Annotated in this window: 16 protein-coding genes; 3 read left to right on the top strand and 13 right to left on the bottom strand. The window is 60.2% G+C overall.

The genetic code is table 11. The annotated features are described in order from the left end of the window. The first annotated feature begins 161 nt into the window (after window positions 1–161). The gene (locus VGG64_00540; GenBank protein ID HEY1598056.1) at window positions 162–1592 is read left to right on the top strand and encodes a DUF1501 domain-containing protein; all 1431 of its coding nucleotides are present in this window, start codon (window positions 162–164) and stop codon (window positions 1590–1592) included. A gap of 130 nt (window positions 1593–1722) precedes the next feature. Here the strand turns inward: VGG64_00540 and VGG64_00545 are convergent, their stop codons facing one another. From VGG64_00545 to VGG64_00590, 10 genes are all read right to left on the bottom strand, one after another. Next, entirely contained in the window at window positions 1723–1953 is a 231-nt protein-coding gene (locus VGG64_00545; protein HEY1598057.1) for a hypothetical protein, read from the bottom strand. Window positions 1954–2474: 521 nt separating this feature from the next. Further along, window positions 2475–2774, bottom strand: a complete 300-nt coding sequence (locus VGG64_00550) for a hypothetical protein (GenBank protein HEY1598058.1) — start codon at window positions 2772–2774, stop codon at window positions 2475–2477. 277 nt (window positions 2775–3051) lie between these two features. Next, on the bottom strand, window positions 3052–4149 hold the full coding sequence (locus VGG64_00555) for a DUF1559 domain-containing protein (GenBank protein ID HEY1598059.1): 1098 nt from the start codon (window positions 4147–4149) through the stop codon (window positions 3052–3054). A 94-nt stretch (window positions 4150–4243) separates the two neighbouring features. Continuing rightward, on the bottom strand, window positions 4244–4765 hold the full coding sequence (locus VGG64_00560) for a hypothetical protein (protein ID HEY1598060.1): 522 nt from the start codon (window positions 4763–4765) through the stop codon (window positions 4244–4246). After that, window positions 4752–5171 carry a BON domain-containing protein gene (locus tag VGG64_00565; GenBank protein HEY1598061.1) on the bottom strand — a complete coding sequence of 140 codons (420 nt, stop codon included), beginning with the start codon at window positions 5169–5171 and terminating at the stop codon, window positions 4752–4754. The genes VGG64_00560 and VGG64_00565 overlap by 14 nt, the downstream gene beginning before the upstream one ends. Before the next feature lie 245 nt (window positions 5172–5416). Beyond that, window positions 5417–5629 (bottom strand): YezD family protein, encoded by a 213-nt coding sequence (locus tag VGG64_00570; GenBank protein HEY1598062.1) that lies wholly within the window; start codon window positions 5627–5629, stop codon window positions 5417–5419. Window positions 5630–5774: 145 nt separating this feature from the next. Continuing rightward, complete coding sequence (locus tag VGG64_00575; protein ID HEY1598063.1) at window positions 5775–6851, bottom strand: sulfate/molybdate ABC transporter ATP-binding protein; 1077 nt, start codon at window positions 6849–6851, stop codon at window positions 5775–5777. Beyond that, entirely contained in the window at window positions 6848–7930 is a 1083-nt protein-coding gene (gene cysW, locus VGG64_00580) for a sulfate ABC transporter permease subunit CysW (protein HEY1598064.1), read from the bottom strand. The genes VGG64_00575 and cysW overlap by 4 nt, the downstream gene beginning before the upstream one ends. After that, window positions 7923–8747 (bottom strand): sulfate ABC transporter permease subunit CysT, encoded by an 825-nt coding sequence (gene cysT / locus VGG64_00585; GenBank protein ID HEY1598065.1) that lies wholly within the window; start codon window positions 8745–8747, stop codon window positions 7923–7925. The genes cysW and cysT overlap by 8 nt, the downstream gene beginning before the upstream one ends. 94 nt (window positions 8748–8841) lie before the next feature. Further along, complete coding sequence (locus VGG64_00590; GenBank protein ID HEY1598066.1) at window positions 8842–9876, bottom strand: sulfate ABC transporter substrate-binding protein; 1035 nt, start codon at window positions 9874–9876, stop codon at window positions 8842–8844. A gap of 533 nt (window positions 9877–10409) precedes the next feature. Here VGG64_00590 and VGG64_00595 point away from each other — a divergent pair. Beyond that, a complete protein-coding gene (locus tag VGG64_00595; GenBank protein HEY1598067.1) occupies window positions 10410–11534 on the top strand; it encodes a hypothetical protein in 1125 nt (374 codons plus the stop codon). A gap of 198 nt (window positions 11535–11732) precedes the next feature. Continuing rightward, window positions 11733–12686: a TIM barrel protein gene (locus VGG64_00600; protein ID HEY1598068.1), complete on the top strand. Its 954-nt coding sequence runs from the start codon at window positions 11733–11735 to the stop codon at window positions 12684–12686. A gap of 36 nt (window positions 12687–12722) precedes the next feature. On the opposite strand, the gene VGG64_00605 is transcribed toward VGG64_00600, so the two are convergent. From VGG64_00605 to VGG64_00615, 3 genes are all read right to left on the bottom strand, one after another. After that, a complete protein-coding gene (locus VGG64_00605; GenBank protein HEY1598069.1) occupies window positions 12723–13322 on the bottom strand; it encodes a LemA family protein in 600 nt (199 codons plus the stop codon). Between the two features lie 182 nt (window positions 13323–13504). Next, window positions 13505–14998, bottom strand: coding sequence for a PAS domain S-box protein (locus tag VGG64_00610; protein ID HEY1598070.1), 1494 nt, complete (start codon window positions 14996–14998; stop codon window positions 13505–13507). After that, on the bottom strand, window positions 14995–18306 hold the full coding sequence (locus tag VGG64_00615; GenBank protein ID HEY1598071.1) for a serine/threonine-protein kinase: 3312 nt from the start codon (window positions 18304–18306) through the stop codon (window positions 14995–14997). The genes VGG64_00610 and VGG64_00615 overlap by 4 nt, the downstream gene beginning before the upstream one ends. Window positions 18307–18495 lie beyond the last annotated feature (189 nt).

Consider the following 18495-nt stretch of genomic DNA (forward strand, 5'->3'; position numbering starts at 1 on the left):
CCTGATGGAAAAGGCGCTCGCCCCGGTTGCTTGGCGGATCGGTTGACGCAGCCTCGGAAGTTCCCGCGGCGGTTGTGGCAAAGGGCGCATTTCGCGGTTGCGCACAGGGCGGTTAGAATCCGGAGAGTGATTCCACTAGACGCGTGCGATTTGAGGCGAGAGTGTTCCGCCAAGCCTGCTCCAACTATCTGACATCGATCCGCCTCCATCGCCGGGAAGTGCTGCGCGCTGGTAGCCTGGGGCTGTTAGGGCTGTCACTGCCTGGCTTGCTGGGCGGTCGGGCGAGCGCCGCAGCCGAGGGCGTCCCCCTCACGGACGCGACCTTTGGGCGCGCCAAGAATTGCATCCTGCTCTTTATGTGGGGCGGCCCGGCGCAGCACGAAACTTGGGATCTGAAGCCCGACGCGCCGGCCGAGATTCGCGGCGAGTTTCGGCCGATTGATACCTGCGTTCCCGGCATTCAGATCAGCGAGCATTTTCCTCAACTGGCTCAGCGGACCGACAAGTTGGCGATCGTGCGCTCGATGACGCACACCAACGTCGACCATCTGACTGCCACTTCGTTCCTGCTTACCGGTCAGCCGCCTCCGCCCGACGGCAACCTGCGCAATGATTGGCCTCATATTGGGGCAGTCTTATCTCGGCTGGGGCATGGCCGGGGACCGCTGCCTCCGTTTGTCTCGCTACGGCCGAAGCTAGAGAACGACGTGCCGCGGTTTGTCGAGCAGTGCCACGGGCAATTTGCAGGCTGGCTCGGCCAGGCCTACGATCCACTAACGATTGACGCCGACCCCAGCCGCGACGGCTACCACGTGGGCGATTTCAAGCTGCCGCCCGAGATTTCCGTCGCACGCATGGACGAGCGGCGCAAGCTCCATCGCGAGTTCAACGCCTCGCTACGCAGCCGGCTGACGCAAGACGAGGGCTTAACTGCCTTCGACGGTCATTATCGTAAAGCGTTCGAACTACTCGATTCGTCGACCGGCGGCGATGCGTTTGAAATCGATAAAGAGCCGGCTCCGCTGCGCGATCAATACGGGAGAAACCCGCACGGCCAAAGCGTGCTGCAAGCCCGGAGGCTGGTCGAGCGCGGCGTGCCGCTGGTGACGGTCTATTGGCCCAACGACGGGCGCAAGAATGTGAGTGTCTATTGGGACACCCACAATCGCAATTTTGTCGATCTGCGCGAGCGGTTGATGCCGCCAGCCGATCAGGCGTTTTCCGCGCTGCTCGACGATCTGGCGACACGCGGCATGCTCGACGAGACGTTAGTGATCTGGACCGGCGAGTTCGGCCGCACCCCACGCATCGGACAGCGTAACAGCGATGCCGGGGCAGGACGCGACGGCCGCGACCATTGGCCAGGTTGTTTCTCGACCGTGCTGGCCGGCGGAGGGATTCGCGGTGGGCAGGTTTACGGTGCATCGGACAACCATGCTGCATACCCGGCAGCCGATGCCGTGCCGCCGGTCGACCTCGTGGCGACCGTTTATCATCTGCTAGGCGTCAGCCCTGACGCGGTGCTGAACGATCAACAAGGCCGCCCGCTAACGATTTGTCCGGGCACGCCCATTCGCCGCTTGCTTGCCTAGTGCTGGGCTGTGCCGGTTTCGAGGGACCGAAATTCTGCGCGCACGAACGCCGCCCTATCAATCATGTGGCGGCGTGGCGGAATCCATTGCCCTGGTCGCGGTTACGCGTCCTGAGGGGCTATGCAGAGAGTCAGTTCCAGGTCGAAAAGAACCGCTTCTCCAGGCGGGTCAGGCGGGCCTTGGCCTGGGCCTGCTCGTAGGCCTGACGATAGAGCGCCTGAATCGCGTTAACCTGCTGCACGGCATGGATTTGGACAATGAAAACCGGGCACATCACAAATCCAACCGGCACCACGTTAGGCTGAGATGCGGGCTGAACTGTATGCTCGGCGAACATTCCTGCGAGGCGATTCACGGCCATGGGAGAAGGTCCTCGAATCACGGGCGCTGTGTGGGGGTTTAGGGCGACTGGGAATTTATCACAACTTACTTGATCAACATTATGTATATCGTAAGTCTACCATGCTTTCAATAATAGCGTCGGCATTTTTTTGGGGATTTCCGGCGTTTAAGGCCCCACCCCCCTAAATCCGTTAAACCGAACGCCTCTTGCCAAACGAAATATGGTTTCGCTAGGATCACACGCGTCGTTTCAGTGCTGCCAACAGTGGCATTGAAGGCGTTTTTTCTATCGTCGCGTCGCTGACTGGAGATACCAGAGGAACGCAAATCCCTTCGGTGTGGGCCTGGTAAGCCTCGAACGGACATACGATCCGGACGCTGCAGATTGCCTGTGCATTCTGTGGCAGCGGCTGGGCCCAAGAAAAGGAGTTCATGTATGTCGAGCGCGATGTTAATAGAGCGGGCGAGTCTTGGTTTTCCGGGCATGGCCAATCCGAGCATGGGCGGCCAGACGGCCCCCCACGCCGCTTCGACCGCCAACTATTGCGTGGTCCCTCGCTGCACTCTCAAGGTGGAGAAGTGCCAGGGAGGCATGAAGATCCACTGCAAGTGCGACGACGACGTTGCTTGCGGAACGCTGCAGAACTTGTGCAATATGTTGGCCGGTGGCATGTGCAGTTGCGTCTGCACGATGAACGGCATTCCTTGCTGCACGCTGAATCTGGCCTGCGGCATCTGCAAGTGCGAAAGCACAAAAGACGGCGTGTGCATCACCTGCACCAGCGGTGACAAGACTTGCTGTGAAATGATCCAGGCCTGCTGCGATTGTTTGGCCTGCATGTGCAAGTCGGGTTGCTGCTGCTACGTCTGCTTGGGCAACACGCCAGTTTGCTGCTGCTGCTAAGCTGACGGGCGTATACGACGATTCGATTCACCCCCGTGCCGGCAATCCAGCGCGGGGGTTCTTCATGCGCCGCGTGGTGGCGAATAAAAAAGCCCGCGCCGTGGTCGGGCGATACCACGGCACGGGCCTACCACTCTCCCTTTTCCGTTCACAGGGGAGACGTTTCAACGAACGTTGCACTGTGTCGCGGCTTTGCTGCCGCAGGACGTGCAACTAGTAGTTTGGCGTTGGCTCGCCTTGGCCGCGCGTGACGAGTGCGGCGAACGTCGGCATGGTGATTGTCGAATTCAAAAAGTGGACCGAGCCGTCGCCGAACAGAGCGTTGGCCCCGCCGGGATGAAAGGCAAAAACTTCCCCGGTCCCTTCGGTTGTGTAATACGGATAGTTGGTTGCCCCGCCGTTCAATGCCACAACGTCCTGACCGTTAGTGCAGTTGATGGCGCAGGGCCCCCACGGGGGGCTGCCCGTCGAGGTGGCCGGGAACGTGCCGTCGATGTTCGACCCTTCGATCGCAAAGTCGTTGGCTGCGCGGGCCCAACCCCCGCCGTTTACGCGTGCGACCAGTTGATCCGTACTGATCTGGCCGCCGGCCTTGCGAAATACAAACGGGCGACCGGCCGATTCGGCCAGAGCAATCGTATTCGACAATCCGTCCGAAACGTCCGCTAAGCGCGGTGAGGTCTTTTGCTGGCCGTTGGTTGCCGGGAGCGTGGTCAAAGTGGGATCGACTTGCGGCATCATGCCTACTCCGGCGACCGTGATAATTCCATTGGTCACGAGCGCCGTGGCGACGCCGGTCGTGGCCCCATAGTCCGAGGTCATCACATGGACCGGATTAGGACTGCCGTTGCCGTAACCGGCCGGCAAGGTCGACGCTTGAGGATCCGAGTCCCAACGATCGAGGTCCGTTCCCGTCGAGGGGCAATTCAAATTCGGCACGATTTGGGATGCCACAAACAGGTTGCTGGCCTGATAGGTAGTGGTGCTTTGGTCGTCCCAGTTCAGCGCTTTGTTATAGGTGGCGACCAGGTTGCCACCTTCCATGTACGGGAGCACCACGGTGTATAGCGATTGTCGGGCACTCGCGGGGGGGCGAATTGCCGTGGGCAAGTAGCCCATCGTGTCGTTGAAGTTCGTGATGGCCAGGCCGAGCTGTTTGAGGTTGTTGGTGCACTGCGTGCGTCGGGCTGCCTCGCGGGCGGCCTGCACGGCCGGCAGCAACAGGCCAATCAAAATGCCGATGATGGCGATAACCACCAGCAGCTCAACCAACGTGAATCCCTTCGGTCGGTACTGTGTCGTAATACGCATCTCTATGAATCCTATGTCGAGTGGAAACTAATGAGCGGTAAAGCCGACGCAACAGCGCGTCGACACAAAGCCAATGGCGGCACTTGACGATGACTTATCGTTTGAGCGTGATGGGAGGCAACTCGTTGGGTTGCGCCGCCACGCGGACTTCGATGTTCGAGGTCTGAGGCTTGCTGTATTTGTCAGGAACGAGGTTGGGCCCGACGACGTAATCGTCGTTCTTGGGCACGGCTTTGTACCACTCGACCGTGACGACGTAGTCACCTTCGGCCGCGCCGTCGGCCGGCGCATAGGTAGTGGCCTCGAACGTGCCGTCGGGTTTGACGGCAGCGCGCGCCGATGGTTTCGAGGGATCCCCCTTCGGGTGCAGGATCACCAAGGCGCCAGCCGCCGGCTTTCCATTGACCGAGACCTTGCCTTGCACAGGAAAGACCGGCACACGCGGCGGCGCCGATTGGCCGCAGCCGGCGCTAGTCAGAACTGTCCCCAGGGTCAGCGCCCAAACGCCCAGACGCAATGCCGCCGAGCGAGGCGCCGCGGCAGACTTCTCCGATGTTGGGTTAAACATCATCATCTCAAAATCCCCTCGTAGATAAACGATGCTATGGTTTTCCATTCACGCCGATCGTCTGCCCGAATGAATCGTTGCTCGCCGGTCTTTCCACCACGACCTCGTCGATAAGTTGCCTCACGCCGGCGACGCGTTGTTGGCATTCCTGCGAAAGCTGCTTTTCGTAAAAGGTCGCCACTCGTCCGCGTAATGTGACCGTGCCGTTGCGGGCTTCGATCGCCAGGCGCCTCAGGGCGGGAAAGTTGCGCGCGCCTAGGAATTGCCTGACGCGTCCTTCCAAATCGCGATCTCGTAGTTCGTCAGTGAATCGAATCATCTCTCGCACACCCGAATTCGTGTTATGTCGTGGTCTACCGAGGGCCGTAACGGGGAGTTGCGGCGTATAGCGCTCGGCAAGCGTGGCGTGTGTGTCGGTGGTTGGCAGTTGCATAATCAAGAAAGCAGAACGCATAACAGGACCTCGCCACGAAAACGCGCCTGCGGAGGACCGTCGCGCACGCGAAGCCTGGCGGCTGTGCGCGATAAGTCTGGAGCGGCGCGATCAAATGACCACGTAAAACTCACCAAGTGAGCGGTCCGTGCGCCTCCGGTAGAATCCGGTCAGCGACACGCGGCGGGCGGGGATGCCTCCCGTAGTCGGGTCGGCAAATACTCTTTTGCGGTTTCGTTTTTTGGCGAATCTTGGCGCGGCGCTAATTACTCCGATCCGCGGCGCAATCGCACGCGCTCGATCCGTTCGATCTGAATGACGACGCCATCCTGGACCGTGATCGCGATCTGACCGTATTGCAAGCCGCTCAGTGCCTGCCGAACCTGCGACAAGGCCTGGTCGACGCGCGATTCTGGTCGCGCCGAGACCGATGCGGCGGCGGTTGCTGCGACGGGCTCGGGTCTACGTTGGTTATCCATTTCGACGACTCCTGGCGGTGTGCCTTCGCTCTGACCATCGGTTTGCCACATCGGCCGACCGTGTTGCCTGGTGCAGATAACTCACGCGGCACACAAGCAGAATCAACCTCAGGGTTTCCATACACGCCGCCTAATATCTCTCTCGCTAAATCACGTAGTCCGGCACTTCGGCACCGTCGGGCACGAAGACGCGCACCTTGCGCGGCGAAACGTACAACGAATCTCCGGGTCGCACTCGCAACTCGGCGTACCTTTCGGCGCTCAGTTCGACGTGCATACCAATGCCAAACTCTTCGCTCCGCACGAATATCTTGGCCACGCTGCCAGCCGGATTGACGCGATCAACCAGCACCCGCAAGCTGCCGGTGCCGGTGGGCGAATGCTCCAGGTCCAGCTCGTGCGGACGCACATACAACGTGGCCGGCATGGCCTCGTCATGGGGATAGTCCGGATATTCCAGTTCCAACCCGCCGACATGGGCCCGGCCGCTTTGCAGCCGGCCATGAAACACGTTGACGTTACCCAAGAAGTCCATCACGAACGCGTTGGCCGGATGCTCGAACACGTCCTGCGGCGTCCCTTCCTGCTCGATGCGCCCGCCGTGCATCACCACGACCTTGTCGGCCACTTCGAAGGCCTCTTCCTGGTCGTGCGTGACGAAGATGCTGGTGACGCGAATCTCGTCGTGCAGGCGGCGCAGCCATTGACGCAACTCTTGCCGAACCTTGGCATCCAGCGCGCCAAAGGGCTCGTCCAAGAGCAGCACCTTCGGCTCGATAGCCAAGGCTCGCACCAGTGCGACCCGCTGTCGCTGGCCGCCGGAAAGCTGCGAAGGATAACGCTTCTCCAGCGAATCGAGGCGCACCAGAGTGAGCAGCTCGCGCACCCGATCCTGTATCCGCTGTTTCGGCCAGCCCCGCACGTGCAGACCGAAGGCCACGTTGTCAAAGACGGACATATGGCGGAACAAGGCGTAGTGCTGAAACACGAAGCCAATGTTGCGTTCGCGGGCCGACTGTCCGGTGACGTCTTCTTCTTGGTAGTAGATGTTGCCGGTGTCGGCCGTCTCCAGCCCCGCGATGACACGTAGCAGCGTCGTCTTGCCTGACCCTGACGGACCCAGCAGCGCCAGCAGCGATCCCCCCTCGGCGTCGACGCTGACATCGTCCAGCGCGAGGAAGTTTCCGAATCGCTTGGTAACTTTGTCTACCTTGATGCTCATCGGTCGGCTCCCATGGCGCCACTTGTCGCGACATGATGAGGTGCCCGAACGTAACCGCGCGAGAACTCGATCATGTGGCTTTTCGTAATCTGAGTGGCGTGGCCGCTGTCCTTGGTGCTTGCTGGCGCTGTTCCAGCCGCACCCACAGTACCCACGGCGGCCGTACCGTTTGCGGATTCTGCCGCCTCGTCGCCACCGCCATGTGCTATGGCGGCTGCCTCGCGCAGCTCGGAGCGGGTCTTGCGCTCCAGCGCCACCTTGGCGGCCAGAGTTACCAACGCCAGCAACGTCAGCACCGAGGCCACGGCGAATGAGCCTGGCGTGTTGTATTCCTGAAAGAGCTTTTCCACGCGCAGCGGCATTGTGTCCGTGCGTCCGGCGATATGGCCCGAGACGACGTACACGGCGCCGAATTCTCCCATCGCGCGGGCGTTGCACAGCACCACGCCGTACAACAGCCCCCACTTGATATTGGGGAGCGTGATATACCAGAAAGTCTGCCAAGGGTTCGCCCCCAGGCTGACCGCGGCTACCTCTTCTTCGGAGCCGATCGCTTCCATTACCGGAATCAACTCTCGCGCTACGAACGGGAGCGTGACGAACGTCGTGGCGAGAATCAGTCCCGGCAGCGCGAAGATAACCTTTATGTTGTGCTCGCGCAGCCACGGGCCCAGGTAGCCTTGCAGTCCAAAGATCAGTACCAGCGACAGTCCCGCCACGACCGGTGAGACCGAAAACGGCAGGTCGATGAGCGTGGTCAGCAATGTGCGGCCCGGGAAGCGAAACCGCGAAATGGTCCAGGCGGCCGCCACACCGAACACCGTGTTCACGGCCACCGCGATCGGCGCCACGATCAGCGTCAGCAAGATGGCGTGCCGCGTGTCCCGATCAATCACCAGGCTATCCCAATAAGTTTTCCAACCTGCCGAGAGGGCCTGGGCAAAAACATTGATCACCGGCACGATCACTAGCAGTCCGACGACTGACATGGCCAGCGCGATCAACGTCCAGCGAACCACCGGGTGGTCCGACCGGGCCGAGCCTTTGTTCACATGGGTCAGCTGGCTGGGATTATGCATAGTGTCGCTTGCTCCAGCGCTCTAGCAGGTTGATCAGGATCAACAGCGAGAACGACATAGCCAGCAGCACCACCGCGATCGCGGTCGCCTCTTTGTAGGCGAATTGCTCAAGTCGCGCGACGATCAGCATCGGTGCGATCTCGGTATCGAACGGCTTGTTCGCCGACACGAACACCACCGAACCATATTCACCCAGTGCCCGGGCCAGCGATAACGAAAAGCCCGTTACCATCGCCGGCAGGACCAAAGGGATGATCACCCACGTAAAGGTTTGCCAGCGACTGGCCCCCAACAGCGCGGCCGCCTCTTCGGTTTCGGCTTCCAGGCTTTCCAGCACAGGCTGCAAGGCGCGGACGACAAACGGCAACCCAATAAACGTCAGCACCAGCACCACGGCCAAGCGCGTGTAAGCGGCTTCGATTCCCAGCGGCACCAGGAACTGACCGAGCCAACCCTGTTCGACATACAAGCTGGAATACACCAATCCCGCGACCGCCGTCGGCAAGGCAAACGGCACGTCGACCACCGAGTCGAGCAGTCGTTTGCCGGGGAACTCGTAGCGCACCAAGACCCAGGCGATCAATAATCCCAGCACGCTGTCGATCGCGGCCGAAACCACCGACGCGCCCACCGTCAACGAATACGCGGCGCGAGCCCGTGGTGTCCAAACGGCGGCCCAGAACTCGGCGGGCGTCAAAGAGCAGGCCTTGAAGGCGCAGGCGGCCAGCGGCACCAGCACCAGCACGCCCAAATAAAACATCGTGAAGCTCAGGCTGAGCCGGAAGCCAGGCAGCACGCTTCGATTGCCTTTAGCCATGGCTTGTTCCAGGTTCAGTCCGGGGAGCGTGGGAAGAAAAATGGTGCATTTTGCAGGAACGAATTAAATCATAACGTCGCAGTCAAGCCGGTTGCTATTTGCCTTGAGAAGCGGTATCGAAGATGTTGTCGAACACGGCCCCTTCGGCGAAGAACTCTTGCGCTGCGGCATCCCAATCGGTTGAAATTTTGTCGATCGTGAACAACTCGACCGTGGGAAAGGTTTGCGCGTGATTCGCCAACACGTCTTCGTTGATCGGCCGGTAGAAATTCTTGGCGACGATCTCTTGTCCCGCGGGCGTATAGAGGAAGTTCAGATAGGCCTCGGCGGCCTTGGTCGTGCCGTGACGCTTGACGTTCGAGTCGACCACGGCCACTTTCGGCTCGGCGCGGATACTTAGCGGCGGATAAACGATTTCCAGCTTGTTGCCCGATTCGCGAACCTCGAGCTGCGCCTCGTTCTCCCAGGTTAAATGCACATCCCCCTGGCCCTTCTGTGCAAAGGTCGTGGTGGCGCCGCGGGCCCCCGAGTCGAGTACGGGAACGCGACGATACAACTCGGTGACATATTTGATCGCGTCGTCCCGCGAGCCGCCGCGTAGCAACACGCTACCCCAGGCGGCCAAAAACGACAGCTTGCCGTTGCCCGAGGTCTTGGGACTGGGCGTGATCACTTTCACGTCGCCGCTGACGAGATCGGCCCAGTCCTTGATCTGTTTCGGATTCCCTTCGCGCACGACGAAAACGATCGTCGAGAAGTATGGGAGAGAATGATTGGGGAACCGCTCTTCCCAGTCGGCATCGATCAAGCCCGACTTGCGAATCGCGTCCACGTCCGACCATAGCGGCAATGAGACGATATCCGCCTCGAGACCGTCGATGACACTGCGGGCCTGGCTGGCCGATCCGCCGTGTGACTGGCGAATTGACACATGCGGCGAGTTCTGGGTGTTGTATTCGGATGCGAAGGTTGTGTTAACGGCCTCGAAAAGCTCCCGCGTCGGGTCATAAGAGACGTGCAACAGCTCGACTTCGTTGGCGCTTCCCCCAGAGCAGCCCGCAATCGTGAGCGCGGTCCCGCCCCCCAGACTTGCCAGAATTGCCAACCCCCAGATCGAACGTTTGGACATCATATTCCTTCCCATTCGTGCCCTCTGGCCGTTGTCGAATCCATCGCGGGTGAGCAGTCTGCGGCGGGCTGTTTATCGAAGTCCTTTTCGGACAGTATTTTAGGGATAACCCGGAAAATCATCTAATCATCAGTATCTTGATTATGATGATAACTATCGTCATTTGAGTGTTGTTTGTCAAGCTCGCTTTGGATCATTTTTCGGGCTTCGCCGGCGGCACATCAGTCGGGGTGCCGACCGAGCGAGCCACGGACGAAATGGACTCGATAACTCTGATTTTCCCGTGCTGGCAAGCAGCATGTGGTAGGATCGGGCCGACCTAAAAACCGAAAACCGAGGGGCCACGGCGCATGCCCGTTGGTTTTCTGGGGCGGACCCCTTGGCGGGGGATATTACGCAGAGCGGCTTCCGGCTTCTAAGGGCGCTGGCGATGTCGCTCTGGTCCGCGCTTGGTAAATGACGATCAATCCCGGTAGAGCTGACACTTTGTCGTCGGCTGGCCGCGGATCACGCGCATCAAGGGAATCAGCTAGATGGCCGGAGTCGAGATCACGCCGGTGGTTAGTGCCGCTGACTTGCGAGCTTTTATTGACCTGCCCTGGTCCCTTTACCCGCGTGACTCGAACTGGGTGCCACCGCTGAAGTCGGAAGTCCGGCATACGCTCGATACTGAGCGGCACCCCTTCTGGAAATTCTCACAACAACAGTTGTATCTCGCACGGCGTGGTGGGCGCACGGTGGGGCGCATCGCGGCGATCGTCGATGGCAACTACAACGTGCATCACAAAGAGAAGATGGGCGTGTGGGGATTCTTCGAGTGCGCAGACGATCTCGAAGCCGCGCAAGGACTGTTTGCTGCTGCCGCCGATTGGACGCGCGCTCGGGGCATGACTTTTATGCGCGGTCCGCTGAATCCGTCGACGAACTACGAAATCGGCATGTTGATCGACGGCTTCCAGCATCCGCCCGTTGTTATGATGCCTTGGAATCATCCGTACTACGTCACATTGGCCGAGCAGAGTGGATTGGCAAAAGAGAAGGACCTGTTGGCCTTCTACATTGGCCCCGACGACTTTCCGGCCGAGCGGACCGAGCGACTGGCGAAAGTGATCGTCAAACGCCACAACATGTCGCTGCGCTGTGCCGATAAGCGGCACTTCAACAAAGAAATGGCGCTGATCAAAGATATTTATCACGCGTCATGGGAGACGAGTTGGGGATTTGCCCCCATGACCAATGAAGAGATCGATGAGATGGGGCGCAGCTTGCTCCGTTTTGTTGATCTCGACCTGGTCTTTTTTCTATATCACGGTCAGGATCCCGCGGGCGTGGCCGTGGTGCTGCCCGACATCAACCCTGTGTTGAAGCTACTCAACGGACGGATCGGGCCCATTGGATTGGCGAAGATGCTGCTGTTCGGCCGGGGCAAGCGCGGCTGGCGCGGCACCGTGTTCGGCTTCAAGCCTGAATTTCGCAAGATCGGATTGCCGCTGGTGGCCTTCGACTATACGAATCGTATTCTTCGCGAGCCGCGGAAGCGGTCCTCGTTTTTGGAACTGGGTTGGAACCTGGAAGACAACCGGGATATCAACCAGTTCGCGGCCGACGTGGGGGGCAAGGTCTACAAGCGCTATCGCCTCTGGCGCAAAGAGCTATAGGGCAATCGCCGCTTGTCACGCGGACGCGACACTTCGATCCCCCAATTCGGGCCTTGCAGATTCATCGCAGCAGCCGCTTTTTCTTGCCTCGCGCGTTGGACGGCTTTATCTTAGCGTCATCGTTAACGTAGCGCCGTCGTCGCCCGCATCCGTGCCAGCACGACATGTTGTCGCGCCCCCAAAGCAGGAGTCGTTCGCATGCCTCGTTCCCGTCATCTATTCAAAATGGCTATGGGTCACGCTCGCCAGTCGCCCGCTGGTTTATCGCGGCGCAACTGGATATCGCTTTCGGCCGTCGGCGGAATGGCTGCGGCGGCATTGGCCGTGCACTCGCAGACTCCGGCTGCCGTCGCCGACGAAGAACCGCAGTGGAAGATCACAAACGGACGCATCAATCAGTCGGTCGTCCATTGGTGCTTCAATCCGATGCCGCTGGACGAGTTGGCACGCGCCGCGGCGGCACTGGGAATGAAATCAGTGGAAATTGTCGCGCCGGAGCAGTGGCCTATTCTCAAGCAGCACGGACTCGTTTGTGCCTGCACGCCCAGCCACGGTTTTGTGCGAGGCCTGAACCACAAGGAGTATCACGCCGAGTGCATCGAGAAGCTCACCACCGCGATCGAGGCTACCGCCGCCGCGGGTTTTCCCAACGTGATTACATTCTCGGGCATGCGCGAAGGGCTGACCGACGAGGAAGGGATCAAGAATACGGTCGAAGGGCTGAAGAAGGTGCTCCCGTTGGCGGAGAAAAAGGGAGTCAACCTCGTGCTCGAGCCGCTCAACACGCGCGTCGACGTCGAGATGAAGGGGCACCCCGGCTATCAGTGTGATCGTGTCGAATGGGCCGTGGAAGTGTGCGACAAAATCGGCTCGCCAAGGATGAAGATCCTCTTCGACATCTATCACACCCAAATCATGCAGGGAGATGTCATTACTCGAATCCGCCAGTTCAAAGACTACATCGGCCACTACCACACGGCGGGCGTGCCGGGCCGCAACGACTTAGATGTTGTCCAGGAAATCAACTATCCGGCCATCATGCAAGCGATCGTCGAGACCGGTTACCGCGGCTACGTAGGGCAGGAATTCATCCCGCTGGGCACTGACAAAATCGCCGCCTTGCGACGCGGCGTGCGGATCTGCGACGTGTAGCGTTAACGCGTGAAAACCCGCGGCGCGCCTGTGGCGCTAACTCTTGGTCGCCGGCTCGGCCGTGCCGAAGTCGACTTTGGGAGTTTCATGGGCCTCTTCCGATGGCTTGAAATATTCCGCCGCTTTGACTCCGGCGAGCGATGCGTAGAGGCTCGATGGGAACTTTCTGACAAAGACATCGAGCGTCTTGACAGATTCGTTGTAGCGCATGCGCTCGACGGACAGGCGATTTTCCGTACCGGCCAGTTCGTCTTGCAGCTTCAAGAACGATTCGTTCGATTTCAGCTCGGGATATTTTTCTTGCAAGAATAACAATCGCGATAATGCCTGCTCGACTCCGGTAGCTGCCTCGGCCTTTTCGGCCACGGTGCCGGACTTCTGCGTTTGGAAGTAGGCTTTCCGTGCTTCGGCAATGCCGAGGAATATCTTCTGTTCCTGGCCGGCGATTCCCTTAACCGTGTTCACGAGATTGGGAATCATGTCGTAGCGACGCTGTAGCTCGTTTTCGACCTGCGCCCAATGCTGCTTGACGTTCTCGTCCAGCGTGATGGCCTCGTTATATCCCTGATAGGCGCAGCTGCCTGCGGCCAGGGCCACGACCAAAAGTCCCACACCCGCCAGCAGAAGTGCCTTCATCCGAGATACCTCAACTTCAGAAGAGCGTGCGAGAAGAAATGCTGCTCCTGAATTCTAGTATCTTCCGGCCGTCAGGGGAGCAGTGATTTTTCACGCTGCCGAGGCCGCGGTCGAGCACTACACAAGAGTTGCCGCATTGCCCGCGACCGAACAGCCCACAGTCGCACGGCATGCTCAGGCAATTAGGTGGTGATCGCGCTCTTGTTGATCGGCAAATCAACCCAGACTTCCGTGCCTGTGCCGGGCGTGCTGTGAATTTGCGAGCGGCCGCCGAACAGGCGTGCGCGTTCGACCAAACCCCGTAAGCCGAAGCGGTCGTCCGGGACCTTCGCCCGATCGAATCCGATGCCATTGTCGCGTATCGTCAGCAACACGCGCTCGTCTTGCTGGATTAGTTCGACGTCGACCCGCGTCGCCCGGCTGTGGCGGCACGCGTTGGTCAAGGATTCTTGGACGATGCGAAACAGCGCGCCTTCAAGCAGCGGGGGCAAGCGGACGAATGTTACGTCGTAACGAAAACTCATTTCCGGCGACGTTGGACCTTGCCTCTCGTTGATCAGGTATTCGATCGCGGCCAGGATGCCCGAGTCATCGATCACGAGCGGCCGTAGGTTCGAGATCATCCGTCGCCCCTCGCCGATGGCCTTGCGCAACGAGGCTTCGATGGCGTCCATGCGCGCCAGCAGCACGGGCTGATCCGTCGGAAAGCCCGGCCGTAGCGATTCGAGCAGCATTTTGGCCCCGACCAGATCCTGGATGAAACCGTCGTGGATCTCGTACGCCAACAGGCCACGTTCCTTCTCTTGCAAATCGAGTAAACGCTTTAGCAACTTTCGTTCCGCACGCAGGTTGCCTTCGATGCTTCTCTGCTCGGTGACGTCTTCGGCGATGCCAGCCATGCGGCAGACTTTTCCGTCGGCATCACGCAGGGGATAGCCTTGATCACGAACCCAGCGAATTGACCCATCCGGTCGCATGATGCGATATTCCGCATGGAAACTGCCGCTTTCAACAGCGGCAAGAAACGCCCGCTCGACGCGGGCGCGGTCGTCCGCATGTACTGCGCTGATCCAGGACACGGCGCTCTCATATAATTGCCGCGCGGGCAGCCCCCAGATTTTCTGATAGGCATTCGTTACGTACAAAACGCGTTGTTCGTTCCAGTCCATCAGCCAGAAAACCTCACGCACGTTCTCGGCCAACTGACGGAACCGCTCTTCGCTCTCTCGCAACGATTCCTCGGTGCGCTTTCGATGGTCAATGTCCGTGGCTATGACCAGCGCCATAATGGGTGACAGGCCTGCTAGGGGCGCCACGCGGACCGATCTCCAGATCTCGTCATTCCAGCGTTGTTCGTATTGATCGGGCTGGTTAAACGCGCAGGCATTGCGCAGCGCCGCGCGACATCGCTCGTGGCTTGCCGCGGGAAGCAGCGAAAACAGGTTGGTCTGCGGCACTTTGTCGGGCGTTAGCCCGGCAGGCATTCGATTGACAAACTGAATGTTTCCTTCGGCGTCGACGAGCATGATCGTATCGGCGGTATTCTTGAGCAACGACTCTAGCACCTCGGGGGGGCAGTGCTGCGATGCTACGGCGCGCGGCGGCGCGCTTGCTTGCCCCAGGGAGGTCGGTTGCTCAGACGCGGCATGCGATTCAAACATCGTGCGTTCGATCATGTTGCAGGTGACTCGTGGGGCGCTGGACGAGACTGGAGCAACTGCGAGGCTTCTTCGAGTAGCGCTGCCCGTTCGATCTTGGCGCGTCGCACGCTGGCTGGCGTTTGTTCCGATGGCGCCGCCACGGATGAGGCCTGAGACGCCTTGTCGAGCTGATCTGCCGCCTCAGTCGTACGACCGGCTTGCGCGTAGGCCATCGACAGTAGGGCATGATCGGCCCAGACATCACCGTCTTGCAACAACTGGGGCGCTTGGCGCAGTAGCTCGATGGCTTCCTCGAAGCGACCGGCCCTGTACAAAGCGGCCGCGAGCGGTCGTTGGTAGCTGGCCGCTGTGCGATTGCGGCCGCGCGCGTCTTCGGCCAAGCCTACGAGTTGTTGAGGATTTGTCAGCGGGTTGGGCGCCAAAGCACAAGTCCAGACGAGCTCGCGCATCCGCTCCCGCGTGGGTTTCGACCAGCCAGTCGTCATCATCTTGTGGCAGACCTGTTGGTATTTGTCTGTCGCTCCGTGTGCCAGCGCCAGTCGCGCTAAGTTCATCATCATATCCGCCAACGGGAGATCGCCCGCGGCAGCCAGACTTTGTTGAATGCCAATAGCCTCTTCGAGCGCTGCCTGGGCAATGTCCCAGTGACCAAGTGCCTCTTCGGCCTGCGCGGTCTGACAGAGAACTGTTCTAAGGTAGGTAGTTCGCTCGGCACTTTCCGGTAGCGCGCGAGCGCCGCGCAACTCTTCCTGACACAGTTCGACGGCTGCCGCCTGACGATCCTGACGTTCCAGTATTCCCAGCAGGGACCGCAGGCAGTGTTCGCGATTCGAAAGGTTCGTGTCCTCGCGGCGGAAGATCGCCAGCGATTCACGGAGGACGGCCTCCGCCTGATCGAAGTCGTCCATCAATCTGAGCGGCTCGGCCATCCTGGCCTTGGTAATGCCAATCGCGCGGTGATTGGCATCACCGTAGACTTGCTCGCAGAGTTCGGCCGTCTCGCGATAGACCTGAACTGCCTGGGCGTGCTCGCCGGCGCCGATCAGCGCCTCGGCCCACATGAATCGCGGCCAAACAAGCGCCGGATGTTGGTCCCCGACCGCTTCGCGCATTTGGGCAATCGCCGACTCGACCGACGTGAGGGCTGCGCGATGGTTGCCGACACGACGTTGGGCATAACTCCGCAACATCGCAGTTAGTCCCGACGCGATCTGGGAATCGCTCTGGTCCGACAGCACGCGGTTCGCATCAGCGACGAGCATGGCGGCTTCGAACGGCTTTTTTTCGACTTCGTAACGCAGCATCGCCAGACCGAGCAAGGCGAATGCGTACCTGGTAGGCGAATCACTTTCGCGGCGATGATACTGTAGGACCTCCTCCATCAGCGGCAGGGCCAGCGCCTTCTCGGCCTCGGTTTCATGGCCGTTGGTAATGATCAGCCAGGCCAGGTTGAACTTAGTGCGGATCGTTTCCGGATCTTGTGGCCCCAACCGCTCGGTGCGAATCGCCAGTGCTCTGTGCAAGAGCTGCTTCGTGGCGCTGAAATCAAAATTGGTGAATCGCAAACTTGCCAGATCGTGCAGGCTCTCGGCGATTTCCAAACTGTCATCGCCATACAACTCCTCACGGATTTGCAGGCTTCGTTCCAACAAAGGCGTGGCCTCGCGCAGCATTCCCAACGTGACGTAAACGCTGCCGATCACCGCCATCAGCTTGGATTGAACCGCTGGCTGACCGTTGAGATCGGCGCTGACGGTGTCGCCTCCCTGGCGCAGGATCTCGACGGCCGTTAATTCGGACGCGCGACCAACCCGCGCCTGAAATCGCACTCCTTCGACGCCGACTGGATCGGCCGAGCGGAACATGGCCTCGAGGAAATGCGCCACGCGCTGCGCGGTGGCAGATTCTTGTTGGGCCTTCGCGGCGAAATCTTCGGCACGTTCTGTCTCGAAGCGGGCGGTGGCCAGGGCGTCTTGTTCGCGATCACGTGCGCGTTCGATGCGGATCGCGGCCACGGTCGAGCCGACCGCCAAAGCGGTTAACAACAACAGCACCGCGGTCGTTAACGTAGCAATACCTGGGTTGCGTCGCGCCCAACGCGCTAAGCGCTCGAAGCGGTTTACGCGGCGGGCCTGTATCGGCTCGCCCGCCAAATACCTCCGCAGGTCGTCTGCCAAGGCCTGCGCAGATACATAACGGCGTGCCGGATTCTTTTCCAAGCACTTCAGACAAATCGCCTCGATGTCGGGGCCGGAGGCGCCTGAAAAGCGACTCGGAGCCGTCGGTTCCTCAGACAGGATGCGATGCAGGCAATCTGCTTCGCACGTCCCCATGAACGGACGCTGCCCGGTGAGCAATTCGTAGAGCACCGCACCCAGGCCATACACATCGGTCGCCGGGCCGATCTCGTCGACTCGGCCCGCGACTTGCTCTGGCGCCATATAGCCGGGCGTCCCCATTGCGACGCCGCTGCGCGTCTCTGCGCCGCCGTTGCCAGACAGCTTGGCCAGGCCAAAGTCGACCAATTTGGGCACGAACGGGAATGCGTCATCCGAAACGGCCCCAAACTCGCCACCTGCGGCCTTCGGCTCAAGCAACACGTTACTCGGCTTGATATCGCGGTGCAAAACGCCCTGAGAATGTGCGTAGTGCATCGCCTCGGCAAGTTGTTTGATGAGTCGGGCCGCAGGACGCGGCGCGAGCAGCCCGATCTTTTCCTTGAGCCACGTCGCCAGGCTTGGTCCGGTGCAATACGCCGAGGCGATATAGCCGACGCGACCCGCTTCGCCCACCTCGTAGACCGAAACCAGGTTGGGGTGCGTCAGTCGTGCCGCTGCCCGAGCTTCGTTCAAGAAGCGGCGGCGCAGCTCGGCGGACATCATGTCTTCGGATCGCGGCACCTTGAGGGCCACCTGGCGCTTCAACACCGGGTCGAACGCCAAAAGGACAACGCCATGCCCCCCGATGCCCAACTCGCGCTCGATGACAAAGCGACCAAGATGCTGGATTGTCGGAAAGTTGCCACGGCCAGGCGTCAAGATCTCATCGAGATTACCGGCCGAGAGTTCCGCCTCGGCCATCGATTGTGCGGCGCCGATTTCGATGTCGTCCTGATCCCGCTGATTGCCGATCGTGGCCATCAGCTCTAGCAGGTGTTTGCCCCGCGCGAGCTGATCTGCGTATTCCGTCCCCGTCCGCAGCGGCACGTGCGTTTCGCTCGGGGCCAGCGTCCCATCGGCCAGGGCCTGGTCATACTCGACCAGCATGTCGAGCAGTCGCTCTTCGTCAGCGCTGAGATCGGGGAACTCTTCGCGTTGATTCATAGTCGAGACCAGAGTTGGCGCTACACGGCAATCGTCAAATAGGACGTTTGTACGGTCGGCAGGTCGCGCGTTGTCATCGCGACGGGCAAGTCGTTACGTGGCTTCGATGTGGGATGGTGTCTGCAATCAGGCCGCGTGATTCACGGGCTGTGCCCGACGCCGGCCGCATCCATGACATGGTGCATGCAG

The sequence above is a fragment of the Pirellulales bacterium genome, assembly GCA_036490175.1.
Taxonomy (GTDB): domain Bacteria; phylum Planctomycetota; class Planctomycetia; order Pirellulales; family JACPPG01; genus JACPPG01.

Bases quoted from the DNA above. Each gene is read 5' to 3' on its own strand.
- VGG64_00545 (HEY1598057.1), bottom strand. From the start codon at position 1,953: ATGGCCGTGAATCGCCTCGCAGGAATGTTCGCCGAGCATACAGTTCAG.
- VGG64_00570 (HEY1598062.1), bottom strand. From the start codon at position 5,629: ATGGATAACCAACGTAGACCCGAGCCCGTCGCAGCAACCGCCGCCGCA.
- VGG64_00615 (HEY1598071.1), bottom strand. From the start codon at position 18,306: ATGAATCAACGCGAAGAGTTCCCCGATCTCAGCGCTGACGAAGAGCGA.
- VGG64_00605 (HEY1598069.1), bottom strand. From the start codon at position 13,322: ATGAAGGCACTTCTGCTGGCGGGTGTGGGACTTTTGGTCGTGGCCCTG.
- VGG64_00555 (HEY1598059.1), bottom strand. From the start codon at position 4,149: ATGCGTATTACGACACAGTACCGACCGAAGGGATTCACGTTGGTTGAG.
- VGG64_00575 (HEY1598063.1), bottom strand. From the start codon at position 6,851: ATGAGCATCAAGGTAGACAAAGTTACCAAGCGATTCGGAAACTTCCTC.
- cysT (HEY1598065.1), bottom strand. From the start codon at position 8,747: ATGGCTAAAGGCAATCGAAGCGTGCTGCCTGGCTTCCGGCTCAGCCTG.
- VGG64_00550 (HEY1598058.1), bottom strand. From the start codon at position 2,774: ATGCAGGCCAAACAATCGCAGCAGGCCTGGATCATTTCACAGCAAGTC.
- VGG64_00560 (HEY1598060.1), bottom strand. From the start codon at position 4,765: ATGGAAAACCATAGCATCGTTTATCTACGAGGGGATTTTGAGATGATG.
- VGG64_00595 (HEY1598067.1), top strand. From the start codon at position 10,410: ATGGCCGGAGTCGAGATCACGCCGGTGGTTAGTGCCGCTGACTTGCGA.
- VGG64_00610 (HEY1598070.1), bottom strand. From the start codon at position 14,998: ATGATCGAACGCACGATGTTTGAATCGCATGCCGCGTCTGAGCAACCG.
- VGG64_00600 (HEY1598068.1), top strand. From the start codon at position 11,733: ATGCCTCGTTCCCGTCATCTATTCAAAATGGCTATGGGTCACGCTCGC.
- cysW (HEY1598064.1), bottom strand. From the start codon at position 7,930: ATGCATAATCCCAGCCAGCTGACCCATGTGAACAAAGGCTCGGCCCGG.
- VGG64_00565 (HEY1598061.1), bottom strand. From the start codon at position 5,171: ATGCGTTCTGCTTTCTTGATTATGCAACTGCCAACCACCGACACACAC.
- VGG64_00590 (HEY1598066.1), bottom strand. From the start codon at position 9,876: ATGTCCAAACGTTCGATCTGGGGGTTGGCAATTCTGGCAAGTCTGGGG.